A 26,476-nucleotide genomic window follows, 5' to 3' on the forward strand; every position below is an offset into this window, starting at 1 on the left:
GGAAAAAGGTTAACTAATTTGCCGAAGTACCCTACCCTCGGGCAGATGAAGTGGAAAAGGGACACTAATTCAGCCCATTTTGCCATTGGAGCAGAAATGTGGCCCAATTAGATATACTTTTTCCACTTCACTCTCAGAATTTCTTAATTTCCGGAAAAATAAGTTCCCTTTTTCCAACTAGCGCCTGCGAAGAAGACGGTAAAGACGGATCGCCCTATTCCTTCGCGATCGATTCGCAGCCGTTATGGATAGAAGATTCGGCTATTCCGCAGGACTAACGGACCCAAGATATCCATATTTTTTACACTGTATAATTTTCTAATACAATTAAATTAGGGGTAAGCTTCGCTTCCCCCAAAACAAATAAATTCTTTTCAGAAAAAGCCGGCCCAAGGGCCGGCTTTTTCACATCACATATCGCTATCTCTATTGTCCACCAAGCTGACTAATCAGGCAGTTTCCAGAACAGGCAGCAAAATTTCGAATACTTTGCCATGCTGAAGAATCGTCAGGCCACGGGATTTGTCTCTCATCACTACAACTTCAGGTTTTTGAGACATACGTTCCAGATAGTGCTCAGGCACATCGCCGGAGTGGCTGATTGTGATGCCTTCCACTTCCTGCTCTTCATTTTCCTCCAGCGGACTTTCAACTACACGTTCAAAAATATCGGAAAAAGCTTCAAAATTATCGGTATATACAGAAATGCACTTCATCTCTATCCCATCCTCTTCTTCATCTCTAACTCTTAACTAATTGTTCACGTATGACTCTTAGCTTTCCTGATTACAGCAGTTTTCATACGTTTCTTGCCTTCCCGGCAGACATCCAGCAGCGGGCATACCTGACACTTGGGATTCTGGGCTTTGCAGTGATAACGTCCGAAAAAGATCAGCCGGTGGTGCGTGAGTGTCCACTCGTCACGCGGCACCGCCTTCATCAGCTTCTTTTCCACTTCCAGCACGGAATCCTTCCAGCCCGCAAGGGCCAGCCTTTTGGCTACCCGCTCGACATGGGTATCCACTGCAATAGCCGGAACTCCAAAAGCGTTGGAAACAACCACATTGGCGGTCTTTCGCCCGACACCCGGCAGGGTTACCAGCAAGTCGTGGGCCTGCGGCACCTCGCCGCCATACTGCTCTATCAGGATGGAGCACAGACTTTGAATATGCTTCGCCTTATTGCGGTATAATCCGATACGCCGGATGTCACTCTCCAGTTCCTCGATGGGTACAGAAATGTAATCGAGCGGAGTTTTGTACTTTTGAAACAGGTCCTCGGTGACTTTGTTCACTGTTGCGTCCGTACACTGGGCTGAGAGCAGCACGGCGATCGTCAATTCAAAAGCGTTGCTGTGGTTCAGCTCACAATGCGCATCAGGAAATAGCTCACCGATGGTATCCAGGATGTGGCGGACCTCTGCAGCTTTCATAGTGTCCCCTCCACGGATTGTTACCCCGCCAGCACGGGTGCAACTTCTCGATTGTAAATATTTCAAAAAAAACGTCTTGAAGCAGGACAAACGCCTGAATCAAGACGGTGTTTCACGCGGAAAATCACCAAGCTCTTATTGTTTCGCAATCTCAACAAGAATATTATTATTGAAATACATTATAATTTTATCATTTTCTTTGAGAGATTGCACGGGTAAAGTCGTGTCGCCTTGATGAATATATACATTCGGACCCGGAACAAAGCGGTAATTACTATCGGAAGCACTTGCGCGTTTTACCAGAATCTCATTTGTTCCACTCTCGTAACGCCAGAATACACGGCTCTGCTGGCTGAGTACACGGATAATTGTCGACCCGTCCGAATCCTTGCGTACTTCCACACGGTCAGCTGTGGTCAGTGAACCCAGTGATGTGGTTGTAGAACCGTCACGGATAATTTTGACCCCGCCAGCCGCTGAGAACGTCTGTGCACCGCCTTTGTAATCCTTCAAGGTAAATGTTCCGGCAGCCGCATCTACTGCGGTCAGTTGGCCTGAATTAAGTTTTACCGCCCGGAGAGCAAGCGGCGCACTTCCATTAAAGGTGATATTCACAAAATCCCCCACCTTCAAATCACCGATCTTGATGCTTTTTCCGCTTTCATCTGTCATAGGCAGTGTGTAAGTATTCAGTACTGTGGTTCCCCCGTCCATTTCACTCCCAGCTTATTTGCTGTTGCATCCAGAGTAGCAATCTCCAATTGCATGGATGAGTTTACACGGAGAACCGATACCCCGCTCTGATTATCCGCAAGAACCGCAGTTACTGCACTGTCAAGTGCTACATCTGTAATGGTCGAAGAAGTACGACCGAAGATTTCCACCGACTGCGGATAAGGCAATGTAACCTGCTGTGCATTGGCAAGCTTCAGTGTGATCGTTCTGTTCGCCACATTAACAGCGGTCAAAGTGCCGTCATATTTGGTGCTTGTTTCCACAGATAATGCGCGCTGGCCTGCAGCTACTACATCCACTTTGCGGCCTTCCGCAAGTCTGTAACCCATATTAGCCAGAGAAGTGGTCGTAGCTCCATCATAAGCAAGCTTCGTATTCGCATCGATCTTTACCAATTGTGCTTTGCCGCTGCTGTCCGTAACAGTCAGAAGCTGGGTTTTTGCACTGTAATCAACCACTGTTGCACCGGTGAACTGGCTGATCTGCCGGCTTAAAACTTCAATTTTGGTCACCTGGTCACTGCTGTTCAAGGTGAGCTGTACATTGTCTCCTGCCGTTGCATCAGCGACCAGATCTCCGATGCCCGGTGAGGCAACGCCGGGAATGATGACGGCTGGCGAGGTGCCAAGCAGATTCACTTCACGTGTACCATCAGCCTTTTTGTAAACAATCGTTGAGTTTGTCAGTTCAGTAATCGCTCCCTGGACAGTACGTTCCACACCGGATGTTACTTCCACTGTCCGGATCAGATTATCTTTGACTGTATACTTGACGGCAGCCCCCGCCTTCAGATCAGCCGGCAGCAGCACTGCATTTTGCGAACTGAACAGGGTCGTGCCATCCTCCCATTTGAAGGTTTCAGTTGCACCCTCTGCTGTTTTGAACGTAATACTCTTTGCTGCATTATCTACACTTTGAATGGTTCCATTTGCCGTTTTATTGACAATTCCCGAGGTCACCTGTACTTTCACGATCTTGCCCGTACCGCTGAACGTTTCCCGAAGCAGAGCAATCTTGCTGGCAGCGGTAATCGAGGAGGCGGAAATGGCAGCACCGTTCACATCCACAAAGGCTGTGCTTCCATCATAGCTGTACTGGTCATATCCGGTTGGAGAATCCAGCCAGATTGTTCCTGGAGTAACTTTGGCAAATACACCTTCAATAGTTTGTACCTGCTGGACCGGATCTGTCACTTCTACATAAGCGGCATTATAGGTAGCTCCAATCACAGTCACTTTGGTATATGGCTTAAGATCGCTAAAATTAATTCTGGTATCAACCGTACTGGTAAAGTAGGCGGTGCTGTAGGTTACATTGAATACAGATGTGCTGCCATTGTTGAACAGCGTTAATTTCCCGTCCTGCATTGCGCTGATGGTCCCTTTGACAGTGTTGTCATAATCCAGCGTATTGTGTGCTTCTGCCCGGCTGAAGAAGGTGGCCAATTGCGCCCGGGTTACAGCACCCTGCGGATCAAAGCGGTTGCCGTCCAGACCGTTGGCCAGCCCCAGACCTACTGCAGCATTAATATATCCCCGTTTATTGGCGGCAACCTTCGCATCATCTGCGAACCCGGTAGGTTTGCCCGATACAACAGCGGCTTCCGTAGTTTTGCCGAGTGCCCGGATCAGGAGCTCTGCTACCCATTCACGGCTGGCTTTACGTTCTCCCCAGGAGGTTTTGAGGTTATCAGGCGCCATTTCTGCCGCTTTGTCCAGCAACCCCTGCTGGAAAGCAAGCACGACATAAGGCTTATAATAGTTGGTTACTTTGAAATCCGTTGGAAAGACTACATCGGAATCGCTTTGGACATTGCCTTGCAGCTTCATGAAACGCAGCGCCATCAGCACTGCTTCCTGCTGGGTAACGGAATCCCCAGGACGGAACAGACCGTTATTACCTACAACAATTCCTTGAGAAGCCAGCTTATAGATATGTTTTTCGGCCCAGAAGCCATTTTTTACATCGGTAAAAATTCCTGACGCGGCTGTTGGAGCAGAACCATTATTTGCTCCAGAGGTTGCTGCCGGTGCAGCAGTTGCAGCAAAAGCCGCACCTGCTCCGCCGAGCACCATCGTGCCGGCCAGAATTGCGGCTGCCGCTTTGCTGGAGTAAGTATGAATTAAACGTTTTGACCTTTTTTGCCCGGACAATAGGTTATTCCCCTCTCTATGGATCAATTTAGATAGACTGTAGTACTTCGCCAGTCAGCAAGCCTATTCCTGCATTTCCCTTACAAACCGCTGTTCTCTCTGGTAAGCGGATGTTCCAGATCCACATGGCCCATGAGACTTTCCACCTGCTCACCGTCCAGTAGAACCTCAACACTCTTCACTTCATCGAATTGAAAGAGGGTTTGGGCCAGCGCGCTGATGGCAAAAGCTTCGCCGCCTGCCCCAAGCTGTGCCTCATCCGGCTTATGGATATCCATAATAATCTGCCCGTCAGTGAATTTAAGCGATTTAAGCTCAATTTTTCCCCATAAAGGCACTTGATCAGGATTGCTGCTGCTCTGCAGCGATTTATATGCCTCACTGTATTTCTCCACAGCATCTGCATAGCTTATATCGGTCTTGGCAGAAACCAGCTCCATTTGCTGAGGATCCGTATAATACACAGAAATGCTCTGGCTCTTTTTGGCTGGTGCTGTCGGCTGCTCTGTAGCTGCAGGGGAGGCAGTAGGTTCTGCTGTCGGCTGGGCGGATGCAGATGGGGATGCCGTTGCAGTAGCGGTAGCCGTAGCGTCCTCTCCTCCTTCATTGCTGCCTGCGCCATTGACAACCGTTGTGGAATCCTGACCTTGTTCATTGGCTGGAGCTGCTGTAGGTTTATCTCCGCAGCCGGATATCACAAGCAGAAGCAAAGCTGCAATACCTGCATATGTCAATTTCTTGTTCATCAACAATTACCCCCTCTGGATGAATATGGGCAGACAGGGCCGCAAAGCCTTTTTGACCTGCTGAGGCCCAAGCTGACTTTGCGGCCCTGCTGTGCCGCTTGGCTGCTGCTATAATTTGAGATATTCCTTAATGCCGGCGACCATGCCAGCGGCTACCTTGTTCTGCAGATCTTCTGAGAACAACAGGGCTTCGTCTCCCTTATTGCTCAGATAGCCGACCTCCAGCAACACGGCAGGCATCGTAGTCTCCCGAATCACATGAAAGTTGCCGTAACGAACTCCCCTGTCGCTTAATCCGGTAGCTTGGACCAGATACTTATGCATTACATTCGCCAGAGCCTTGCTTGCCGCCCGCTGATAATAGGTTTCCGAGCCGCTGGCCGCAGATGATGATCCACTGTTCGCATGAACGGATATAAACAGGTCGGCTTTGAGATTATTGGCCATTCCTGCCCGTTCCTTCAATTCCAGGAAAGTATCATCGCTGCGGGTAAGCACGACGTCAACCTTGTTTTCCTGCTTCAGCAGTGCAGCCGCCTTAAGGACAACGGCCAGATTGAAGTTTTTCTCGTATTTGCCTGTAACCCCGACTGCCCCGGAATCCTTGGCGCCATGCCCCGCATCCAGCACCACAAGCTTACGTCCGTTGTTCCCGGGCAAGGTGGCAGGGTCGTCAGTGCTTGCCGCATTCAAATCCACGACGACAAGCTTGGAGACATCTCCCGATACATTAACACTATAATTCTTGGCATAATTCAAATCAATCACAAACCGAACGGTGTACGGATTAGTGCTGTAAAGCGAGTAGCGCACTCCTGAAACATCCGGATAATCTGTTACGGCAAGCGAGCCGTTCAGATCCGGACTCAGCACCTGCCCCGTTCCGAATACATCTGAGAACGTGGCATTCGGAAGATCAATGACAATGCGGTCCGGCCCGGTTACTTTGGATACCACTGGCTGCGAATTCCCATCCATTGCAATGGTCAGCCGGTTTTCACTAAAGCTGACGCCATTGACCATGGTTAGATTTGCCGTTGTATCCACCGGAGGCACGACTACGCTTGTCCCGCCGTCTCCGGAACTTTCTCCCGTATTGCTGGTGCTGTCGGGAATTTCCGGGGTAATAAGATTTACAACCTTGGTTGTGTTGTCCCAGGTAACCTTCAGGCCAAACTGTTCACCGATAAACCGGATCGGTACTAACGTCGTGTCGCTCCTAAGCAGCGGCGCTGTCGTAAGTACTACAGTCTTGTCGTCGACGGAAGCCGCAGTCTGATCGACAATCAGCTTGATGGTCTTGCCTTGCTGTTCAATTGTAACCGTCTTGCTCTTCTGATCCCAATTCACCTGGTAACCCAGGTTCTCGGCAATCATTCTTAGCGGCACCATAATGGAGTTGTTCACATTTTCAACTGGAACGTCTAGTCCTGCCGTCAGCTCCTTGCCATCGAGAAAAATCTTGTTGCTCACGCCAGCGGCATGTCCTTGCCCCGGCAGAACAACTACAAAGAGCAGCAGCAACAGCATAAAAGCAAATTTCTTCATTCTTCACCTCAAGAATCTAGTATTCCGCCCAAAAAAGCGTTCATGATGCCAGTCTGCCTGACAGCCTTCGACAATGATTAGACGCCGGGTTTCCTTAAAAGTTGCGAATATATACCATATCCAAACCTATTTCCTCTCTTGCATCATCCGGTAGAGCCCCGTTACAAGCCGAGATATTCCATAATTCCGGCAACAATTTCCCGGGCCAGACTGTCCTGAAGCTGTTCACTGTACATAGCCGATTCATTTCCCGGATTAGTAAGGTAACCTACCTCCAGAAGCACTGCCGGCATGCTGGTTTCTCTCGTGACATGCAGACTTTTACTTCTTATTCCGTTGTCCTTGAACCCCGTCGCCGCTACCAGGTGTTTGTGCATGATCTGGGCAAGCGGCAGGCTTTCCGCCCGTGAATAATAAGTCTCGCTCCCATTAACTTTATTCCTGTTCGGGTAATCTGCAGGCAAAGAGTTGCCATGGACGGATACAAACAGATTGGCCTTCGCCCTTTCCGCAATGTTTACACGCTCCTGAAGTCCAAGTGTAACGTCCTCTGTGCGGGTGAATACTACGTCAACCAGTCCTGCCTGCATCAGCAGTGCGCCCGTCTTTTGAATCACAGCGAGGTTGAAGTTTTTTTCGAGCTTGCCTGTAAGACTGACGGCTCCGGATTGTGTGCCGCCATGACCGGCGTCAAGTACGACTACCGGTTTGCCGCTGAGTCCTGTCCCCCCTGTGGGAGGTGTTCCGCTGCTTACAACGTTCAAGTCAACGGTTACCAGTCCTGTACTATCATCCTTACTCACCTGGTAAGGCTGGCTGCCAACGGTCTGGATTACAAATCTGGCGGTGGGCGGACTCACACTGAAGAGCGCGTAACGCACTTCGGTAACCAGCGGATATCCGCTGACATCGAGCTTGCCCTGAGGGCTTCCGCTGGTGGACACTCCCGGAAAGCTGCCAGCAAAATCGGGGGCAAAGACAGCGCCAGGAAAATCAATGACAATCCGGTCCGGGCTGCCCATTTGGGTCACATTAGGCTTAGCTGCCCCTGCCACAGAGATGATCAGCCGGTTCTCGCTGAACACCGCACCCATGACCTGCGGCGAACCGGCAGCCGTACCTGCACTGCCAGGAATCGGCGTAGGAGTAGGTGCTGTCACTCCGGTTACAATATCTCCATCTGTCCCTTGGCTGTCTGCCGGAACAGAGGTTGGCTCCGGTACAGCTGTCGGGTCCGGTGCAGCAGAAGGCTGGGGACTGCTTGGAGCTGCTGTGCTGTCGGCGGCCCCGCCGCTCAGGTAGACGGTCTTGTCACTGTTGTCCCAGCCCACCTTCAGCCCGAACTGCTCACTGACAAAACGGATAGGCACCAATACCGTTCCGCCCGTCTGCTTCGGTGCCGCATTCAGTGCCAGTGTAACTCCATCGGCATCGGCCGTTTTGCTGCCTACAGCCAGTTGTACACTCTTGCCGTCCTGCTGGACCGTTACTTTGCGGGACTTCTGCTCCCAGAGCACCTCAAATCCCAGATTCTCAACAACTACCCGGATGGGAATCATAACGCTTCCATTTACATTCTCTAATGTGATTCCCTTGGGGATTTCCAGCTCCCTGTTGTCCATAACAATTCTGCCCGCGCTGTTCCCGGCAGCTGCGGCTTCATGGCCGGCGAATGATAGCAGTAGCAGTGGCAGCAGCAATAGAAATAGCACTCGTTGTCCGGCTCTTCTCATCCTTTCCTCTCCTTCTGGCAAATGTTAGATGCTTAGATAAGATTAAGACGACAGAAATCTCCAAAAGTTGCCTTCTCGGGCAATGAATATATCGATTATAGCAAAAAAACTTCTATTTCCGACACCCGGAAATAGAAGTTTTGTGTAAATCTTGTAAAGTTTTTATGTTGACTTTTCTTACCCAAACAGCTTGGCAGCGTGGCGTTCCTCGTAGGCGGCGATTTCGTCCGCATGCTGAAGCGTCAGCCCGATATCATCCAGACCCTGCAGCAGGAATTGGCGGCGGTGCTCATCCAGCTCAAAGGTAATACTGAGTCCATGATCATCGCTCAGCAGGTTATTTTCCAGATCCACTGTCAATTTGTAGCCATCGTGCTCTGCTGTGCGTTTGAACAGCTCATCTACCTGGGATTCCGACAGTTTAATCGGCAAAATCCCGTTTTTGAAGCAGTTATTGTAGAAAATATCGGCATACGAAGGGGCAATGACGACCCGGAAGCCGTAATCCATAATGGCCCAAGGCGCGTGCTCACGTGAGGAGCCACAGCCGAAATTGGCCCGCGAGATCAGAATCGAAGCCCCTTTATAGCGGGGTTTGTTCATTTCAAACGCAGCATTGTCATTTCCGGCTTCGTCAAAACGCCATTCGTAGAACAAAAATTGTCCAAAGCCCGTGCGTTCAATCCGTTTCAAAAATTGCTTAGGGATAATAGCGTCCGTATCTACATTTACCCGGTCTACCGGGGCAACGATTCCGGTTAATTTTTTGAATGCTTCCATGATTAGTTCCTCCTGCTCTCTCAAGTTCTATGCGTTGACGGCTTCCGCCTTGTAGTTCCAGTCGCGGACATCGGTAAAATGGCCTTTGATCGCAGCCGCAGCCGCCATGGCAGGAGATACCAGATGCGTGCGTCCGCCGCGCCCCTGACGTCCTTCAAAGTTCCGGTTCGAGGTGGATGCGCAGCGCTGTCCAGGCTGCAGGACATCCGGGTTCATGGCCAGGCACATGCTGCAGCCCGCTTCGCGCCATTCAAAACCTGCTTCAGTAAATACTTTGTCAAGCCCTTCCTTCTCGGCCTGCAGCTTCACGCGTCCCGAGCCCGGAACCACAATTGCCGTAACCTTATCCGATACCTTATGGCCCTTGGCTACCTCAGCCGCAGCACGGAGATCTTCAATGCGTCCATTCGTGCAGGAGCCGATGAAGACATAGTCAATACCGATTTCGGAAATCGGCGTTCCCGGTACCAGGTCCATATATTCAAGCGCTTTTTCAGCCGCCTTGCGTTCGTTCTCCGTCGTGAAATCCGCCGGGTTCGGCACAGTGGAGGTAATATCCGTACCCATACCCGGGCTGGTTCCCCAGGTTACCTGCGGAATCAACGTTTCCACATCAAATTCAACAACGGTATCATACTGGGCGCCTTCGTCGCTGACAAGCTCCTTCCAGGTTTCAACCGCAGCTTCATAGGCTGCGCCCTGCGGCACATACTGGCGTCCGCGCAGATAGTTGAAGGTAGTCTCATCCGGAGCGATCAGCCCTGCTCTTGCCCCGCCTTCAATCGACATGTTGCAGACCGTCATGCGTTCTTCCATCGACAGCTCACGGATGGCTTCGCCGGTATATTCAATAACATAACCTGTTGCAAAATCGGTGCCATACTTGGCGATAACACCAAGAATCATATCCTTGGCTGTTACGCCGGGATTGCGTTTGCCCGTGAAACGGACTTCCATCGTTTTGGCCTTGGACTGCTGCAGACACTGGGTCGCCAGCACATGCTCAACCTCACTGGTGCCGATCCCGAATGCCAGCGCGCCGAATGCGCCATGTGTAGATGTATGGCTGTCGCCGCAGACGATGGTTTTGCCGGGATGAGTCAAGCCGATTTCCGGACCCATAACATGGACTACACCTTGGTCAATATCGTTCAGATCGAACAATTTCACGCCAAAATCGCGGCAGTTCTGCGACAATGTATCAATCTGCTGCTTGGAGATAGGATCGGTAATATTGTAACGGTCCTTGGTGGGAACGTTATGATCCATAGTTGCAAAAGTAAGGCCCGGACGGCGCACCTTGCGGCCGCTGAGGCGAAGTCCTTCAAAAGCCTGCGGGGATGTGACCTCATGCACCAGATGCAGATCGATGTAAATGATGCTTGGCTTGCCTTCCTCCTGATGGATTACGTGATTGTCCCAAATCTTTTCAAACATTGTCTTGTTGCCCATGTCTTCACCTCATAAAGTAGAATCGTTCATTGGAAGAGAAAGTGGAGTCTCTCTTGAATGATCTAAATATAACATCGCGGTGTTTATAATTCCAAGATATGATTTCTATAAAAGTCATAGGTTTGGCCTATAAGCAGCAAGCCTGTCCTTCATTTTTTATTAAAAATGGTCCAAGCAATCTTCCGAAATTCAACCCAGATCTTTACTACTGTCTATCAAAAGCCTGCATCTCAGGCGATGACAGAGCTGACGTATGAGATGGCCGGTATTACGGCCGTTGATTTCCCTCCCGCTGCCGATGTGCTCGCAGGCCAAATCCGCTATATCATTAGCGTTACTACAAATTATGGCGTCACTTTAGGAGCCAGAAGCTTTTCCGGAATTGCAGTTGCAGGCAATGGATAACCTTTGGCTTGAGCATCGGCTGTCGTGTTTCTGGCTCATCCTTCTTGGTAATACCACCTATATTAATAACAATATTTATAGGTTATACTTATAAGCGACATACTATTTAAAGGTGAGGAATCTGTTTATGGAACTCAGACAGTTGCAATATGCCCTGCAAATTGCGGCAGAGCGGAATTTTTCCCGGGCAGCGGACAAACTGCATATCGCCCAGCCTTCACTCAGCCAGCAGCTTTCAAAACTGGAAAAAGAGCTGGGTGTCCTCCTGTTCCAGCGCAACACCAGCTCAGTAGAACTTACGCACGCCGGGGAGAAGTTTGTGGAGCAGGCCCAGACGATTATTGATGCCGTGGAGCTGCTGCGCCAGGAGATGTCGGATATTTCCCAGCTGCGGACAGGGCGTGTAGTTGTAGGAAGCATGCCCATCACCGGTGCCCATCTGCTCCCGCATGTACTTCCCGTATTCAAAAGTAAATATGCCGAGGTTGAAATTACCCTGCTGGAGGATTCCTCCATGAACCTGGAAAAGCTCACCGCCAGCGGCCAGACCGACCTGAGCCTGCTTTCTCTGCCGCTGGAGATCCCTACACTTGCTTACGAGGTGCTGGGAGAAGAGCGGATTGACCTTGCCGTCCCTCCAGAGCATCCCCTCGCTTCGCGAAGCGCCTCAGGGATTCGCACTGCCTTGGAGGAATTAAGCGATGAACCGTTTATTGTCCTTAAGGAAGGCCAGGGCTTCCGTAAAATGACCGTGGAATTATGCCGTGCAGCCGGATTTGAGCCGCGTATTGTCTTTGAGAGCAATAATATGGAGACGGTTCAATCGCTCGTTGCTACCGGAATGGGTGTGACGCTGGTTCCCCATTTTATCGCCCGGGCGCCGCGCAGTGAATTTGTTCCTGTATACCTGCCGCTGGCCGATCCGGTGCCCAGCCGTACACTGGTTGTGGCCTACCGGAGGGGCCGCTATTTATCCCACGCAGCGGAGGCTTTTATGGAAACGTTCAGAACGACGGTCAAAGGTCTTTCCGTAGAGTAGCATGTGATTTTATGATCGAGTCCGAAACAGCCCGATAAGGTTGTGTTTTCGCCAAAACGCCTTCTCTACAAGTAGAAGGGGCTGTGCCGTCCTTATAAGGACAGCCTCGACGCTCCAACAACGGTATTTCTGCCGTTGTTTTCAGGTAAACCGGCCTTCGCCGCTCCAACAACGGTAATTTTGCCGTTGTTCCGCTATAAATTCGTCCAAAGGTATTTGGAGGTTATGAGATCCGCATTTGTTGTACAACATACAGGATTTTCGGCCATTAGGTAAAGTCAGGCCCACATTGTTGTATCATTCGCACGATTTTTGTCCATTTAGCGTGCTTAGGACAAGGATTGTTGTATAACGTACAAGATGTTCATCCATTCGGTCTGCTTAGGACACACTTTGTTGTATTCCGTGCAAGATTTTCGAGGGTTAACCCCTAAGGGGAACCCAGGCTTCTTATTTACACTGCTAAACTTCCAGGTTGTCCACATTTTTGGTATTGAATAATTTCCTGTTATAAGTAAAGCCCTTCCGGCTCACCTATGTGGCTGGAAGGGCTTTTCAAATAAATGAAGCTTTACATACCGGGAGCTATAACGGTTCTTACTGTTTCTCATTGAAACGGAACGCCTCTTGCCGAGAGCTCCGCAGCCGTTTCGGCCTGCTGCTTATTTACGCAGATTATGCTGTGTGATCAGGCGGTTCTGATCATCGGACAACCGGGCTGTGCTCTCGTCGACCAGACCTTTTGTGCGTGAATCCACGGTGTTCTCCTCAACAAATTCCCGCATCGCCTTGTTTTGAACCTCGGCCGCTTCTATGGAATTTCGCTTCTGTTCCTGCTGGACGTTGTTGTTCTTACCCAAGTCTATCCACCTCCTGGTAACAGATTATAAGTATTTTACCCCATCCCCCAAAGGATAAACATCAGATTCACCGCCGCGCTCCTGGAAAAAATATTACCGCCGGGACTCTTTGCAAACCTGACTACTCCATGGTATTCTAAATGTCAAACAGTGAAACGTGCAGACGGGACCAGTACGAATAGACGATTATCCGCGCTCAGAGAGTGAATTCCGGCAGGCTGGAAGAATTCACCGCGGTTGTCCATTCGGAATTCCTACCCCCGAGCGGCCTGCCCCGGCAGGACGGAAACTCCCGTTATGAGAATGAAGTCGGATGAACCCTCATCAATGAAGGTGGTACCGCGGAAGTTAACAAGCTTTCGTCCTTTGCTAAGTCTAAGGATGGGGGCTTTTTGTCATTTTCAGCGTGAAATATTGTAAAATCAAGAAGGAAGTGAATGACATTGACGACAAGAATCGTGGTCAAAATCGGCAGCAGCTCGCTTACCGGACCTGAAGGCGGGCTGAACCGTGAAGCGGTTGCTTTCTTTGCCGCTGAAATCGCCGGGCTGCAGAAGGACGGATGTGAAGTGCTGCTGGTTACCTCCGGAGCTGTAGCTGCCGGATTCCGGGGCATCGGATATCCCGCACGTCCCAAGCTGCTGCATGAGAAGCAGGCGGCGGCAGCGGTGGGCCAGGTGATGCTGATGCAGGCTTATCAGGAGGCTTTTGCGGAATATGGCATTCCTACCGCGCAGATCCTGCTGACAAGGACCGACTTTTGCAGCCGACGGGCCATGAATAATGCTGTAATGACGGTAGAAGAGCTGCTCCGGCAGGGAGCTGTGCCCATATTCAACGAAAATGATACCGTTTCGGTAGATGAGCTGAAATTCGGTGATAACGACACCTTGTCCGCGCTGGTGGCCAATCTTCTGAAAGCTTCCCATCTTCTCGTTCTGACGGATATGGACGGCTTGTACAGCGGAGATCCGCGCAAGCATCGGGAAGCCACGCGGTATGAGCGTGTTGAGGAGATTACCCCGGAGATTTATGCCATTGCCGGGGAGCAGGCTCCAGTGTAGGCACTGGCGGCATGCGCTCCAAGATCGATGCGGCCAAAATCGCCACACGCGGCGGAGTCCCCGTCTTTGTAGGCAGAGCAACCGAACCCGGCGATTTGCAGCTGGCAGCGGCAGGCACCGGCAAAGGTACCTATTTTGACACCACGCTCTCTTCCCTGCCGGTTAAGAAACAGTGGCTCGGCTTCATGTCCACCCCGCTGGGCTCCCTGTATGTAGATGAAGGTGCAGTAGAAGCGCTGCTCCATGGCGGGCACAGCCTGCTGCCGGTTGGGGTTAAGCGGATCGAAGGCAGCTTTCATTCCGGTGATGTGGTAGAGGTCCTTGGTCCCGACGCCAGGCTGCTCGGGCGGGGAATTGTGAATTACGACGACTCCCAGCTGCGCACGATCCAGGGGCTGCCCAGCAGTCAGATTGTGCCGAAGCTGGGCGAGGTTCACCGGCTGGAGGTCATCCACCGTGATGAATGGATTACGTTGCGCTAACAAATCTTTTAGGAGGGTTAATATGAGTGAGGTTGTTAACAAGGCAGCATTAGCTAAGGAAACTGCCGGTGTGCTGGCCAGTCTGAGCACCGCAGACAAAAATGAGGCCTTGCGAATCATGGCGGAAGCCCTGATCCGTGAAGCCCCAGCCATCATCGCCGCCAATGCTGAAGATTTGGAGCGTGGACGGCTGGGCGGCACTCCTGAATCGATGCTGGACCGTCTGGCGCTGGATGTCAGCCGGATCACAGGCATCGCGGAAGGGCTTCAGCAAATAGCCGAGCTTCCAGATCCTATTGGCGACCGCTTGGAAACCTTCGAACGTCCGAATGGGCTGTATATCGAAAAGATCCGCGTTCCACTGGGAGTCATCGGCATTATCTATGAGGCGCGGCCCAACGTAACCGTGGATGCCGCCGGCTTATGTCTGAAAACCGGAAATGCTGTTGTCCTGCGCGGCGGCTCCTCCGCTCTGTCATCCAACCGCAAAATTATCGAAGTGCTGCACGGGGCACTTGCCGAAACGGCTATTCCAAGCCAGGCGCTGCAGCTGATCGAAGATCCGAACCGCTCCTCCGTGGATGAAATGCTGAAGCTGAACGGACTGCTTGATGTCATAATTCCACGCGGCGGGAGCGCGCTGATCCAGAACGTCGTACTTAACGCTACAGTACCCGTCATCGAAACGGGAGCAGGCATATGCCATACCTACCTTGATGCCGGCGCTGACCCGGAGATGGCATTATCCATCAGCTTGAACGCCAAGGCCCAACGCCCTTCTGTCTGCAACTCCATGGAAACGCTGCTGGTCCACAGGGACTACGCTGCGAAGCATCTTCTTCCTTTAGCAGAAGCCTTCCGCAAGATCCCTGTGGAATTTCGCGGCTGCCCGGAGACCACAGCCCTGATTCCCTGGGCATTACCCGCGGCCAGAGAAGATTTTGCCACCGAATACAATGACTATATTCTTAACATCAAAATTGTCGGTGGCTTGGACGAGGCATTGCAGCACATTGCCGAATTCAGCACCAAGCATTCCGAATGCATTGTAACCAGGGATGTCGGAAACGCCGAGCGTTTCCTGCAGGAAGTGGATGCCGCTGCTGTCTATCATAACGCCTCAACGCGTTTCACCGACGGCTTCGAGTTCGGATTCGGGGCAGAGATCGGCATCAGCACCCAGAAGCTGCATGCCCGCGGCCCAATGGGACTGCCGGCGCTGACATCATCCAAATACAAAATTCACGGCTCTGGACAAATCCGGGGATAAGCAATAATTACTGTGAAGCCTATATAGATTGAACTTGAAATCTGAATAGTCTTCTTTTTGGGTAATGATTCAAGTTCAAATTATATCGCTCACAAAATTTTAGGGGGACAAACCATGTGTCAGCAGCCTGCAATTCCATTACTTAATCACCAGATTGTTTTTTACGGGGCGGGTTCGATGGCGGAAGCGATTGTGCGCGGGATGATTGCCCGCAATGTCGTGGAGTCCGGCAATATCGTGATGCTGAACCGCAGCAGCAGTGAACGCCTGAGCGAGCTGCGCAGCCGGTACGGAGTCCTCGGCAGTAACGATCCTGAACAAAAAAATGAATATCTCCGCACCGCCCCGGTCATCGTGCTTGCCATGAAACCCAAGGATGCTGCCGAGGCTCTCCGCAGCCTGGGCCCCCTGCTCTCTCCGGATCAGCTGGTGATTTCCATGATCGCCGGGATGACCATCCGCACGATGCAGGGCTTGCTCGGCAAGTCCCAGCCGGTAGTCCGCACCATGCCTAATACATCCAGTTCCATTGGGCTGGGGGCAACCGGCATCGCTTATTCCAAAGAGGTGGACGAGCAGAGCCGCCGGACGGCGCTCAATATCTTTGAGGCTGTCGGACTAACCTCGGTCATTGATGAAGAACGTATGGAAACCCTGACCGGAATTTCGGGCAGCGGTCCAGCGTACATCTATTACATGATGGAAGCGATGATCGCCGCTGGAATCCGTGGAGGCCTGCCGGCAGAACAGAGCAGAGAGCTTACGGTTCAGACTGTCCTTGGCGCGGCCCGAATGGTGCAGCAGACCGGTGAAGAACCAGCCGCCCTGCGCAAAAAAGTGACCTCGCCGAACGGCTCCACACAAGCAGCTCTTGAAGTGCTTGAGAAGGGCGATTTCTTCGAGACGGTAATTTCCGCTGTGAACCGCTGTGCCGAACGCTCCCGTGAAATGGGTCTGGCCCTGGAAAAAGAGCTCTCATAAATGATGGATCATGTATAACAATAAGCGAGTCTATAAATCTTAAATCGAAAACACCCGTACTTCCAGGCTGAGGCAGCCAGGTAAAGTACGGGTGTTTTTTATTAAATATAAGACTAATTCGCTGTGCGCAATAATGTCTTTCCGGGTTTCCTTTTATCTCCCGCCACCGCGGAACTTCTGGGTATAGGTTTTGACATCCTGGGCATTTTTCACCCGGTTGCGGGCCCACTCCAGGAGGATGCGGTCAATATAGCGGAAATGAATCTTTCCGGCGAATACGGACTCTTTTAGAGCCAGCAGAATCAATTCTTCCGGGTAATTGTCCTGGTCTACCCAGCCGGAGATGGTTTCACATTCCATCGGGGACAGCGGGCGTCCGAATTCCTTCTCAAAAATGGTGAACAGGCTGCGGTTCTCTTCAGCGTCCTTACCCGCTGCAGAAGTGAATGCTCTGCCGTATCCGCCATCCGGAGCAGGAGCTCCGGTATGCAGGCTTGGCACAGTGCCAGCAGGCTTGCTGCTGTCCTGGGCCGGGCCTTGAACAGCCCCTGCCAAAAATGCGCCAAGCTTGCCGTACAATCCGGAGAAATTATAGCGTTCATAGTGGATATCTCTCAGCTCATCGATGTCTTCATCAATGCTGATGAAGCCTTCCTTCATAAGCTTCTGCAGTTCTCCTGCTATTGCTGCAATACTCCGCCCCGTCACCGTCTGCAGTTCCTCCAGGGAAGGAAACTCCATTCCCTCCACTTGGCGGAAAGAGAGCAGATGAATCAGCAGCATCGCTTCACTGCCGGTCAAATTCAGCTTCCGGTAATACTTCAAGAGCGCGTAAGGAATGACGGCCATCCCGTTCTGGAGGCCAAAAGACACGCCTTCGCCCCAGGCATTCCATTCTTTGCCGTCCATGCGCAGCCCCCTTTGCCAGCCTATGGATACAGACGGTACAACGTACGAGGGAACGGAATCGTTTCCCGCACATGGTCCAAACCGCAAATCCAGGCCACCGTCCGTTCAAGTCCAAGGCCGAAACCGGAGTGCGGCACAGAACCATATGTGCGCAGATCCATGTACCATTTGTAGGCATCCATTGAAAGATTATGTTCCTTGAAGCGCTCTTCGAGCAATGCCGGATCGTCGATACGCTGGGATCCGCCAATGATCTCCCCATAGCCTTCAGGAGCAATCATATCCGCGCAGAGCACAACCTCAGGGCGTTCAGGATGCGGCTTCATATAGAATGCCTTGAACGAGGCCGGATAATGCGTAATGAAAACCGGTTTGTCATTGGCTTCTGCAATCGCCGTTTCATGCGGTGCCCCGAAGTCTTCACCCCAGGCAATCTCATATCCTTTTTCATTCAGGAACTTGATCGCATCATCATAGGTGATCCGCGGGAACGGCGCTTTGATATTCTCAAGCTTGGAGACATCGCGGCCAACCGCTTCCAGCTCTGCACGGCAGTTCTTCAGCACGGACTGCACTACAAAGCTGATGAATTCCTCCTGCACACGCAAGCTTTCTTCATGGTCCGTGAAGGCCATCTCCGGCTCAATCATCCAGAACTCGATCAGATGACGGCGGGTTTTGGACTTCTCGGCACGGAAGGTCGGACCGAAGGAATAGACACGGCCGAGCGCCATTGCCGCAGCTTCCATGTACAGCTGTCCGCTTTGCGTCAGGTAGGCATCTTCTTCAAAATACTTGGTGTGGAACAGATTGGTAGTTCCTTCTGCCGAGGTTGGCGTCAGGATTGGCGGGTCTACTTTTGTAAACCCGTTCTCGTTGAAAAATTGCTGGACCGCGCGGATGATCTCCGCACGAATCACGAGCACTGCCCGCTGCTTCGCGGAACGAAGCCAGAGATGACGGTGATCCATCAGGAAATCCACGCCATGCTCCTTCGGGGTAATCGGATAATTCTCTGTAAGATGCAATACTTCGATACCCGTTACAGTCATTTCATAGCCGGATTGACTGCGCGGCTCCTCGCGGATGATTCCGGTCACATACAGTGAGCTTTCCTGGGTAAGGCTTTTGGCATCATCCCATACTTGCTCCGGTACTTCCGATTTCACCACGACGCCCTGGATATAGCCTGTACCATCCCGGAGCTGCAGGAACTGAATTTTACCGCTGGAGCGCTTGTTATTGACCCAACATCCAATCACAACAGCCTCTCCAACATGCTCATTCACGTTCTTGATTACACTCTTGTTAGCCATGCCTACTGATCTCTCCTCTGATTTAGCCGTTAATTCCTTGCACAATGCGATATGTATCGCGTGCAATGACAAGCTCTTCGTTTGTCGGAACCACGAGCACCTGCACCTTGGACTCTGCCGTAGAGATACGGCGCGGATCACCGGAGCGGACCTTATTGGCTTCAGCATCCAGTTCAATTCCAAGGAACGTAAGGTTATTCAGCACTTTGGCACGCAGCACGGCGGCATTCTCGCCAACACCGGCAGTAAATACGATTACATCTACCCCGTTCATCGCTGCAGCGTAAGAACCGATATACTTCCGCAGACGGTACTCATACATATCAAAAGCAAGCGTAGAGTTAGGCTCGCCTTTTTCCGCACCATCAATAATATCACGCATGTCGCTGCTGACGCCAGAAATAGCCAAAAGGCCGCTGTGCTTGTTCAGCATCGAATTGACTTCACCCACGGACAGCTCTTCCTTATTCATTACGTAAGGAACGACAGCCGGGTCCAGGTCACCGCTGCGGGTACCCATCATCAGACCTTCAAGCGGTGTCATCCCCATCGAAGTGTCAACCGACAGGCCGCCGTCAACGGCAGTCACGCTCGCACCGTTACCGATGTGGCAAGTAATGATCTTAAGGTCTTCAAGCGGGCGATCCAGGAATTCGGCAGCAGCCTTGCTGACGAAATCATGGGAGGTGCCGTGTGCGCCATAGCGGCGGACCTTGTATTTGTTGTACAGCACTCTAGGAATGGCATACATATAAGCCTTCTCAGGCATCGTCTGATGGAATGCAGTGTCAAAAACAACAACCTGCGGCACACCGGGCATGTTCACTTCAGTTGCTGAAATCCCCATTACTGCAGCCGGATTGTGCAGCGGTGCAAGGTCGAACAGCTGGCGGATCTTGGTCTTGGCATCGGCATCAACCAGTGCGGAAGCCTTGAAGAATTCGCCCCCGTGAACTACGCGGTGACCCACAGCATTGATCTCGTCGATCGAAGAGATTACGCCGTGCTCCTTGTCGGTCAGACAGGCAAGCACTTTGCGGATCGCTGTATTGTGTTCAAGAATTTCGCTGACTTCGGTAACTTCCTGTTTGCCGGTCGGCTTGTGGTTCAGAATGGAGGAATCCATCCCGATGCGCTCTACCAGACCCTTGGCAAGCACGGATTCATCGGTCATATTGTAAAGCTGGTATTTTAAAGAAGAACTGCCTGAGTTAATCACTAGAATATTCATACACGGTCACCATCCTTGTCATACTTGAAGAAGCCTTCGCCTGATTTCATGCCCAGTTGTCCCGCGCGGACCATTTTCTTAAGAATCGTGGAAGGACGGTATTTCAGCTCACCGTACTCACGGAACATATTTTCCAGTGCGGCCAGAACGGAATCCAGACCAAAACGGTCAGCCATTTCAAGCGGCCCATGCTGGAACTGGTAGCCGATGCGCATAGCATCGTCGATATCTTCAGGAGAAGCCACACCCTCTTGCAGGACATGCATAGCTTCGTTAATGAACAGGCAAATGAGGCGTGAAGATACAAACCCCGGGGATTCGTAAATCATAACGCCTTTTTTCTCAACAATTTCATCTACAAAGGCTTTGGTATCTTCAAAAGTGCTGTCGGAAGTTTTCAGTCCGCGCACAATCTCAACGAGATCCACCTTCGCTACCGGATGTATGAAATGCATGCCGATGACGCGTTCCGGGTACATTGTAGAACTGGCAAGCTCAGTCAAGCTGAGTGTAGACGTGTTGCTGGCCAGAATAATGTGGCTCGGACACACCTGATCGAGCTGATTGAATACCTTTTGCTTCGCTTCCAGGTCCTCGGTAATGGTCTCAATAACCATATCACAGGAGCTGAGTTCTGCGAAATGTGTCACTTTTTGAATACGGCTGAGAATAAGCTTCTTTTCGGCTTGGGTAATTGCCCATTTCTCCAGCTGCTTGTCGAGACTTGTCTCGATCATTCCATAAGAATAGTCCAGTCTTTCAGCGGTTTTCTCCACCAGCATTACATCCAGGCCCTTGGCTGCCAGCATTTCAGCAATCCCTTGACCCATTGTGCCACCACCGATGACACCAATTTTCTTAAAATTCATCTAGAAGTCTCCATCCTTTCAGGTATCTATACTTTTGTATTGTACCTTGTCTGTCGTAAAAAATAAGTAGCCCGACATATAATAATATCTTAGCATGTCTGAAAAGTAAAAAAAAATAACCGGCATAAAGAATTATGCCGGTAAAAGGACACTGTCACGAAATTGACAACGAAATTGCTCTCCGGAGAGAACTTCTTCTTTCATTAAAATGTCAAGAGAGTAATCAAATACATTCCGCTGCTTGCCGAGCAGCTCATGCGTGCGTTCCATTAACTCGTCCAGAATTTTACTGTTTTCCTTCATTAATTCTTCTGTGGTAACCATTTGCAGATTTGCGATACCCAGAGAGGTTAGCCCTGACTTCATCATCGTCTCCACGATATTGAGCGCCTGGTCAAAATCCCCGCGTGATCCTGTGCTTCGGCCGCCGTAATACATTTCTTCCGCCACAGCGCCGCCCAGGGCAATCATGATCTGATTTTCCAGGTAATCCTTAGTGTACAGATACTGTTCGGTCTGCGGATTATGCCGCACGTAACCTAGCGCTTGTCCACGGGGTGTAAGCGTAACCTGGCTAACGCTTCCCGGACGCAGCAGCTCCGCCATAATGGCATGTCCCAGCTCATGGATAGCTACCCGCTTCTTCTCTTCGTGGTTGGTTTCCCGGTCTGTCTTCTCGCCCATCATGACCTTGTCGATCGCGAGCGAGAGATGGCGCTGCTCCACTTGGGTCAGGTTCTCGCGCATCATGTAGATCGCCGCTTCGTTCATCACGCTCTCAAGCTGGGCACCGGAGAAGCCATATGCCTCTTCCGCGATCTTGTCCAGGTCGACCTCCTCATGCAGCGGCTTGTTCTGGGCATGCAGATCGAGGATGGACCGGCGGCCCTTCTTGTCCGGCATGTCCACCTGGATATGACGGTCGAAGCGGCCGGGGCGCAGCAGCGCAGAATCCAGCATCTCCTTGCGGTTCGTTGCCGCAACCAGCAGGATGCGCGGCGTATCATTGTTGTAAATCCCGTCCATCTCCGTCAGCAGCTGATTGAGCGTCTGATCATATTCACGCTGCTGTCCGCCTTCGCGTTTGCCGCCGATGACGTCAATTTCATCGATAAAAATAATCGCGCTTTGTTTATTTTCCTTGAGGGCACGCGCACGCGCATCTTTGAACAGATCGCGGACACGTCCGGCGCCGACACCCACATACATCTCAACGAACTCGCTGCCTGATGCGGCTACGAATACGGAGTTGGTATAATGGGCTGCCGCTTTGGCCATCAGGGTCTTCCCGGTTCCCGGAGGGCCTGTAAGCAGAATCCCCTTCAGCGGGCGGATGCCGAACTTGCTGATTTCTTCGTGGCGGATCAGGAAATCCAGCGCTTCGCGCAGCTCCTGCTTGGCATTGTCCTGTCCTCCGATTTCTTCAAAGGTCAGCTTCGACGGGCCGTTCTTTTTACGTTTCTTGTCTCCTCCGGCATTCACGGTCAGCCCCCCGCGCAGATGGGCAATGAGCAGAAGTGCGCCAACCATCCCTGCCGCGATGATTACCGGGAAAATATTAATCCCGACAAAAGCCATAAATATCACCAGCACAGGAACAAACCCGATTAATACCTCTTTCCAGAACTTAGGCATTATTCCACACTCCCATCGTTGCCGCAGCGCGTGGCAAAATCATAAATTTGCTTTTCTTACCGTCGCTCAGGCTCACATATACGTTATTATCATCAATTTCGGTTGCTGCAGTTACACTGCTGTATTTGGAATTCTGGGCTTTCAGTTCATCCAGCTTCGCAGGAATTAATGTATATTTACGGCTCTCCATGGCTTCAGCAACGGAGAACATCGCCTGGTCCCAATATTCATCCAGCAGTTCGCTGGAATGCTGCTCCACATCCAGTTTCAGGGTACGGCCGTCAATCGCCGATCTGCCTTCCGTATTCACATACTGCACCAGCTCGCGCAATTTAGTGCCCGGCTGCAAATCAAGTTTCAAAGTAACCTCATTGCGTTTAATAGAGATATGGGAATCATTCACTCCCTCATAAGCAGATACAATTTTCTGCAGCGGCTCCTGCACCACGAACTCCCGATAGGAATACCAGCCGCCAAACAAAAGCGCAGCCGACAGCAGAGACGTTAGCAGTACTGGCATAAGACGTAGTTTCAAGAAACGTCCTCCTCTCAATGATAAGAAAAATGTGAAAAAATATAATAAATTTTATAAAATAGCGTGCCTAGCGCTCTTCCGAGACTAGCATGCTCTTAAGCATGCCGTAGTACAAATAGTAGTATATCACAGGTGTATATACGAATTCGAAGAAAAGTGTGAATATATTTAAAATTTTCAGTACTAATTTTTGGGCAAAATGACAGCCCGTTTCCCCTTATATCGACAGCAACGACCGCAACGATTAGCGCTGCGGCCGTTTTGGCGATGCTTAAGAGATTCACATCTTTATCACCAGATGCTGCTGATTCTGCACCAAAGGTATATACCCGAAGATATATTCAGCTCTCTACTTAGTCCGCTAATTTCCTGTATGTAAAAAAAGCAGGCAGACAAATACTTGTCCACCCGCTCTAAATTAGTCATGCGCTTATTATTTTTTCGGCAGGCTGTAGCCGTCGCCAATTGCACTTCCGTCCGCAAAACGGTAAAACTTGTAATAATAGCGTCCCTCCAGCTTGTAAAACAGCTGCCACGCATATTCTCCGTTGTACACACCCGGCAGCAGGCGCTTAATGGTGCTCCCTGGTAAGTCTGAGGCAATGATGGAACGGATCTTCTGCTCCGACATGCCTTTGGCCACTTCTTCAGCGTACACACCATTGTCTCCCCCTGCAGGCTTGCCGTCCCGTGTAAAGCGGACCCAGACCATCAGCTCCGTCCCGGCTGCGTTACGGCCTGTAAGTACCCAGTAAATCGAATTTTCATCCCAAACGGACTTCTGGGCCCGGGTCACCTCTGTCAGTCCTGCTCTGGCTTCAGCAATCTCTGTGGCTGCGCTGCGTTCGCTCCACTGGTCTTTCATCACATAAGCATAGAACTGGCTTAGTCCGAACAGAAGGAGAAGAACCAGGAGTATCCCCAGCAGAAGCCATTTTCTTCTTTTCTTCAAAGTACAGCTCCCTTTCTTTCAAAATGCCTCATCGATCATGTTCATTTACCGCTTCAGCAGGCCCTCAAAGGTCTCCTGCGCCTTGCGGCGGATTTGTTCCTCATCCAGCGTCAGGCACTGCCCATGCTTCACAACCTGCTTGCCGTCCACCCAGACATGCGCAACATCCTTGGCGCTTGCCGAGTATACGGCATGGGACAGATGATCCGTATGCGGCAGGAAATGCGGCTGGTCGATATCCAGGGCAATGAAATCAGCCTTCATTCCCGGAGCAAGCCGTCCGACTCCTTCCAGAAAAATTGACTGTGCGCCGTATTCAGTCGCCATCAGCAGCGCTTCCGGTGCCGGAACCGCCGTCGGGTCACCGCTCACGCCTTTGTGGATCAAGGCGGCAAGACGCATCTCCTCAAACATATCGAGATTATTATTGCTCGCCGCGCCATCGGTGCCAAGCGATACCGTGACTCCTGCACGCAGCAGCTCCGGAACCCGGGCTACTCCGCTCGCCAGCTTCAGATTGCTGCCCGGGTTATGGGATACCCCTACATGGTAACGGGCCAGAATCTCAATCTCTTCATCGTTTAAATGAACACCATGAGCGACCAGGGACGGGCGGGTGAACATTCCCAGCTTCTCTAGATGCGCAACCGGACGCAAGCCGTAATCGGCCGCATTCTGCTCAACTTCCCGCCGGGTTTCCGACATGTGGGTATGCATAGGCAGATCCAGATCATGGGCGGCTTGCACAAACTTCATGAAAAACTCCGGCGGACAAGTGTACGGGGCATGCGGTGAAATCATCGTTGTGATTCTTCCGTCCGCTTTTCCGTGCCAGTTCCGCGCAAAAGCAACCGCTTCCGCCAGCTTATGGTTCTGCACGTCCTCCGGACAGAGCCCGATCACCCCGCGCATCAGCACCGCACGGATGCCCGATTGCTCGGAAACCTCGGCCACACGGTCCATGTGGTCATACATATCCAGGAAGGTGGTTGTGCCGCCTTTCAGCATTTCCAGTACAGACAAGGCGGTGCCCCAATAGACATCGTCTCCGGTGAATTTTTCTTCCATAGGCCACATTTTTTCCTGCAGCCAATTCTGCAGCACCATGTCATCCCCGTAGCCGCGCAGCAGGGACATCGCCGTATGACCATGGGTATTGACCAGACCCGGCATGAACAGCAGACGGCTGCCGTCAATGGTCTGAGTACCTTCTTCTATGACAGGCTTGACTTCTCCTATGTATGTGATGAGATCCTTTTCTATAGTCATATAACCGCTAAGGACAGGCTGCGCCGTTCCCGGCACCAGAAAACGCCCATTTACAATTACAGTTTTATTGCTGCTCATCTTCCGCCTCGTCCTTTCCATCATGCAAATAATAAGCCAAGCTCTGCAAATCAGTGGTAAAATCAGCGGCATGAATCCGGATGTTGGCAGGCGTTTTCAGAATCACCGGTGCAAAATTAAGGATGGCCTCGATGCCTGAATCCACCAGGATATCTGCAACGTTCTGCGCTTCGCTGTCCGGTACAGTAATAATGCCGATGCGGATGCCCTGCTCGCGGATTGTGCTCCCCAGCTCTTCCATAGGCTGAACCGTCAGCGAGTTGATTTTCTGCCCGATCTTGGGGGATAGGAATCAAAAACCGCGGTGATTTTCATTGTGTCCTTCAAATAGGCATTGTAATTGGATAAAGCGTGTCCAAGATTACCTGCGCCCACGAGTGCCACATTGATCTGCTGGTCAAGCTTCAGGATATGGCGGATTTTCTCAATCAGATACGATACATCGTACCCGATGCCTTTTCTGCCGAAATCGCCGAAATAGGCCAAATCCTTGCGGATTTGCGCCGGATTCAGATCCAGCTTCTGTCCCAGCTCCTGCGAAGACACGGTGGAGATTTCACGCTTCTGGAGATCGTTCAGGAAACGCAGGTACACAGGCAGCCTGCGCACCACGGCCTCTGATATTTTATCCGATTTCATATTTTCTCCTCCTAAAAGTATTGTTAGCGTAACCTTAAATTTAAAGAGCTGCAGCTAATTAGTAATCATTCCCGGCACCCCTACAAAACAGAAGGCGCCTAAGGAATGATCCTCTGTGCAACATCCATGAACAAACTAGCCGGCCTGCGGTGCTCTAACAACGGCATTTCTGCCGTTATTCCTGGAGAAACCAGCCTTCAACGCTCCAACAACAGCATTTCTGCCGTTATTTCTGGAGAAACCATCCTTCAACGCTCCAACAACGGCATTTCTGCCGTTATTTCTGGACTAGCCGGCCTGCGGTGCATTTCTTCTCCGCAGCAGAAAAATCATAATTTCTAAATAATAAAATTTGAACGTATA

23 protein-coding genes and 2 pseudogenes are annotated in these 26,476 nt (G+C 51.2%); 6 read left to right on the forward strand and 19 right to left on the reverse strand.

Features of this window, described 5'->3' with window-relative positions; translation table 11 throughout:
- Positions 1-449: 449 nt before the first annotated feature.
- The 9 genes from JI735_RS29830 to leuC all read right to left on the reverse strand — a co-directional run bounded on the left by JI735_RS29830 (position 450) and on the right by leuC (position 10,579).
- Entirely contained in the window at positions 450-716 is a 267-nt protein-coding gene (locus JI735_RS29830; RefSeq protein WP_020432793.1) for a hypothetical protein, read from the reverse strand.
- A 44-nt stretch (positions 717-760) separates the two neighbouring features.
- Positions 761-1,432 (reverse strand): endonuclease III, encoded by a 672-nt coding sequence (gene nth, locus JI735_RS29835; RefSeq protein WP_039837859.1) that lies wholly within the window; start codon positions 1,430-1,432, stop codon positions 761-763.
- Between the two features lie 135 nt (positions 1,433-1,567).
- On the reverse strand, positions 1,568-2,104 hold the full coding sequence (locus JI735_RS29840) for a hypothetical protein (RefSeq protein WP_233476119.1): 537 nt from the start codon (positions 2,102-2,104) through the stop codon (positions 1,568-1,570).
- Positions 2,105-2,121: 17 nt separating this feature from the next.
- On the reverse strand, positions 2,122-4,320 hold the full coding sequence (locus JI735_RS29845) for an S-layer homology domain-containing protein (protein ID WP_202676717.1): 2,199 nt from the start codon (positions 4,318-4,320) through the stop codon (positions 2,122-2,124).
- An 80-nt stretch (positions 4,321-4,400) separates the two neighbouring features.
- The gene (locus JI735_RS29850; RefSeq protein WP_202676718.1) at positions 4,401-5,066 is read right to left on the reverse strand and encodes a GerMN domain-containing protein; all 666 of its coding nucleotides are present in this window, start codon (positions 5,064-5,066) and stop codon (positions 4,401-4,403) included.
- Positions 5,067-5,174: 108 nt separating this feature from the next.
- Entirely contained in the window at positions 5,175-6,614 is a 1,440-nt protein-coding gene (locus JI735_RS29855; protein WP_039837854.1) for an N-acetylmuramoyl-L-alanine amidase family protein, read from the reverse strand.
- Positions 6,615-6,775: 161 nt separating this feature from the next.
- A complete protein-coding gene (locus tag JI735_RS29860; RefSeq protein ID WP_202676719.1) occupies positions 6,776-8,347 on the reverse strand; it encodes an N-acetylmuramoyl-L-alanine amidase family protein in 1,572 nt (523 codons plus the stop codon).
- A 177-nt stretch (positions 8,348-8,524) separates the two neighbouring features.
- Positions 8,525-9,127, reverse strand: coding sequence for a 3-isopropylmalate dehydratase small subunit (gene leuD / locus JI735_RS29865; RefSeq protein WP_202676720.1), 603 nt, complete (start codon positions 9,125-9,127; stop codon positions 8,525-8,527).
- 27 nt (positions 9,128-9,154) lie between these two features.
- A complete protein-coding gene (gene leuC, locus JI735_RS29870) occupies positions 9,155-10,579 on the reverse strand; it encodes a 3-isopropylmalate dehydratase large subunit (protein WP_060866330.1) in 1,425 nt (474 codons plus the stop codon).
- Between the two features lie 237 nt (positions 10,580-10,816).
- On the opposite strand from leuC, the gene JI735_RS29875 reads away from it, so the two are divergent.
- On the forward strand, positions 10,817-10,984 hold the full coding sequence (locus JI735_RS29875; protein ID WP_157771448.1) for a hypothetical protein: 168 nt from the start codon (positions 10,817-10,819) through the stop codon (positions 10,982-10,984).
- A gap of 127 nt (positions 10,985-11,111) precedes the next feature.
- A complete protein-coding gene (locus JI735_RS29880; protein ID WP_039837847.1) occupies positions 11,112-12,023 on the forward strand; it encodes a LysR family transcriptional regulator in 912 nt (303 codons plus the stop codon).
- 662 nt (positions 12,024-12,685) lie between these two features.
- Here the strand turns inward: JI735_RS29880 and JI735_RS29885 are convergent.
- The gene (locus tag JI735_RS29885; protein WP_020432805.1) at positions 12,686-12,883 is read right to left on the reverse strand and encodes a hypothetical protein; all 198 of its coding nucleotides are present in this window, start codon (positions 12,881-12,883) and stop codon (positions 12,686-12,688) included.
- 443 nt (positions 12,884-13,326) lie between these two features.
- Between JI735_RS29885 and proB the strand changes: the two are divergent.
- The 3 genes and pseudogenes from proB to proC all read left to right on the forward strand — a co-directional run bounded on the left by proB (position 13,327) and on the right by proC (position 16,680).
- A pseudogene (proB, locus tag JI735_RS29890) lies at positions 13,327-14,429 on the forward strand (glutamate 5-kinase).
- 22 nt (positions 14,430-14,451) lie between these two features.
- Positions 14,452-15,699, forward strand: a complete 1,248-nt coding sequence (locus JI735_RS29895) for a glutamate-5-semialdehyde dehydrogenase (RefSeq protein WP_039837846.1) — start codon at positions 14,452-14,454, stop codon at positions 15,697-15,699.
- 114 nt (positions 15,700-15,813) lie between these two features.
- Positions 15,814-16,680 carry a pyrroline-5-carboxylate reductase gene (gene proC / locus JI735_RS29900; RefSeq protein WP_020432808.1) on the forward strand — a complete coding sequence of 289 codons (867 nt, stop codon included), beginning with the start codon at positions 15,814-15,816 and terminating at the stop codon, positions 16,678-16,680.
- Positions 16,681-16,833: 153 nt separating this feature from the next.
- Here proC and JI735_RS29905 read toward each other — a convergent pair whose 3' ends face one another.
- The 9 genes and pseudogenes from JI735_RS29905 to JI735_RS29945 form a co-directional block, all read right to left on the reverse strand.
- Positions 16,834-17,589: a DnaD domain protein gene (locus JI735_RS29905; RefSeq protein WP_039837845.1), complete on the reverse strand. Its 756-nt coding sequence runs from the start codon at positions 17,587-17,589 to the stop codon at positions 16,834-16,836.
- 20 nt (positions 17,590-17,609) lie between these two features.
- Positions 17,610-18,905, reverse strand: coding sequence for an asparagine--tRNA ligase (asnS, locus tag JI735_RS29910; RefSeq protein ID WP_039837844.1), 1,296 nt, complete (start codon positions 18,903-18,905; stop codon positions 17,610-17,612).
- Positions 18,906-18,927: 22 nt separating this feature from the next.
- Positions 18,928-20,136 (reverse strand): acetate/propionate family kinase, encoded by a 1,209-nt coding sequence (locus tag JI735_RS29915; RefSeq protein ID WP_039837843.1) that lies wholly within the window; start codon positions 20,134-20,136, stop codon positions 18,928-18,930.
- A complete protein-coding gene (locus tag JI735_RS29920; RefSeq protein ID WP_039837842.1) occupies positions 20,133-21,005 on the reverse strand; it encodes a 3-hydroxyacyl-CoA dehydrogenase family protein in 873 nt (290 codons plus the stop codon). The genes JI735_RS29915 and JI735_RS29920 overlap by 4 nt, the downstream gene beginning before the upstream one ends.
- Before the next feature lie 132 nt (positions 21,006-21,137).
- Positions 21,138-22,640, reverse strand: coding sequence for an AAA family ATPase (locus tag JI735_RS29925; RefSeq protein WP_039837841.1), 1,503 nt, complete (start codon positions 22,638-22,640; stop codon positions 21,138-21,140).
- Positions 22,633-23,175, reverse strand: coding sequence for a hypothetical protein (locus tag JI735_RS29930; protein WP_039837840.1), 543 nt, complete (start codon positions 23,173-23,175; stop codon positions 22,633-22,635). Before JI735_RS29930 ends, JI735_RS29925 begins: the two co-directional genes overlap by 8 nt.
- Positions 23,176-23,608: 433 nt before the next feature.
- On the reverse strand, positions 23,609-24,127 hold the full coding sequence (locus tag JI735_RS29935; protein WP_039837839.1) for a cell wall elongation regulator TseB-like domain-containing protein: 519 nt from the start codon (positions 24,125-24,127) through the stop codon (positions 23,609-23,611).
- 45 nt (positions 24,128-24,172) lie between these two features.
- Positions 24,173-25,474, reverse strand: coding sequence for an amidohydrolase (locus JI735_RS29940; protein WP_039837838.1), 1,302 nt, complete (start codon positions 25,472-25,474; stop codon positions 24,173-24,175).
- Positions 25,461-26,113 (reverse strand): annotated as a pseudogene (locus tag JI735_RS29945) (redox-sensing transcriptional repressor Rex). The gene JI735_RS29940 and the pseudogene JI735_RS29945 overlap by 14 nt, the downstream one beginning before the upstream one ends.
- Positions 26,114-26,239: 126 nt before the next feature.
- On the opposite strand from JI735_RS29945, the gene JI735_RS36490 reads away from it, so the two are divergent.
- Positions 26,240-26,455 (forward strand): hypothetical protein, encoded by a 216-nt coding sequence (locus JI735_RS36490; protein ID WP_233476120.1) that lies wholly within the window; start codon positions 26,240-26,242, stop codon positions 26,453-26,455.
- Positions 26,456-26,476: the final 21 nt, after the last annotated feature.

The sequence above is a fragment of the Paenibacillus sonchi genome, from assembly GCF_016772475.1.
In the GTDB taxonomy this organism is placed as follows: Bacteria; Bacillota; Bacilli; order Paenibacillales; family Paenibacillaceae; genus Paenibacillus_AQ; species Paenibacillus_AQ sonchi.

Coding starts and splice junctions, on each gene's coding strand:
- JI735_RS29940 (WP_039837838.1), bottom strand. CDS start 25,474: ATGAGCAGCAATAAAACTGTAATTGTAAATGGGCGTTTTCTGGTGCCG.
- JI735_RS29860 (WP_202676719.1), bottom strand. CDS start 8,347: ATGAGAAGAGCCGGACAACGAGTGCTATTTCTATTGCTGCTGCCACTG.
- JI735_RS29830 (WP_020432793.1), bottom strand. CDS start 716: ATGAAGTGCATTTCTGTATATACCGATAATTTTGAAGCTTTTTCCGAT.
- JI735_RS29895 (WP_039837846.1), top strand. CDS start 14,452: ATGAGTGAGGTTGTTAACAAGGCAGCATTAGCTAAGGAAACTGCCGGT.
- JI735_RS36490 (WP_233476120.1), top strand. CDS start 26,240: ATGAACAAACTAGCCGGCCTGCGGTGCTCTAACAACGGCATTTCTGCC.
- JI735_RS29915 (WP_039837843.1), bottom strand. CDS start 20,136: ATGAATATTCTAGTGATTAACTCAGGCAGTTCTTCTTTAAAATACCAG.
- JI735_RS29875 (WP_157771448.1), top strand. CDS start 10,817: ATGACAGAGCTGACGTATGAGATGGCCGGTATTACGGCCGTTGATTTC.
- JI735_RS29840 (WP_233476119.1), bottom strand. CDS start 2,104: ATGACAGATGAAAGCGGAAAAAGCATCAAGATCGGTGATTTGAAGGTG.
- proC (WP_020432808.1), top strand. CDS start 15,814: ATGTGTCAGCAGCCTGCAATTCCATTACTTAATCACCAGATTGTTTTT.
- JI735_RS29850 (WP_202676718.1), bottom strand. CDS start 5,066: ATGAACAAGAAATTGACATATGCAGGTATTGCAGCTTTGCTTCTGCTT.
- nth (WP_039837859.1), bottom strand. CDS start 1,432: ATGAAAGCTGCAGAGGTCCGCCACATCCTGGATACCATCGGTGAGCTA.
- JI735_RS29925 (WP_039837841.1), bottom strand. CDS start 22,640: ATGCCTAAGTTCTGGAAAGAGGTATTAATCGGGTTTGTTCCTGTGCTG.
- JI735_RS29855 (WP_039837854.1), bottom strand. CDS start 6,614: ATGAAGAAATTTGCTTTTATGCTGTTGCTGCTGCTCTTTGTAGTTGTT.
- leuC (WP_060866330.1), bottom strand. CDS start 10,579: ATGGGCAACAAGACAATGTTTGAAAAGATTTGGGACAATCACGTAATC.
- JI735_RS29905 (WP_039837845.1), bottom strand. CDS start 17,589: ATGGACGGCAAAGAATGGAATGCCTGGGGCGAAGGCGTGTCTTTTGGC.
- leuD (WP_202676720.1), bottom strand. CDS start 9,127: ATGGAAGCATTCAAAAAATTAACCGGAATCGTTGCCCCGGTAGACCGG.
- asnS (WP_039837844.1), bottom strand. CDS start 18,905: ATGGCTAACAAGAGTGTAATCAAGAACGTGAATGAGCATGTTGGAGAG.
- JI735_RS29880 (WP_039837847.1), top strand. CDS start 11,112: ATGGAACTCAGACAGTTGCAATATGCCCTGCAAATTGCGGCAGAGCGG.
- JI735_RS29920 (WP_039837842.1), bottom strand. CDS start 21,005: ATGAATTTTAAGAAAATTGGTGTCATCGGTGGTGGCACAATGGGTCAA.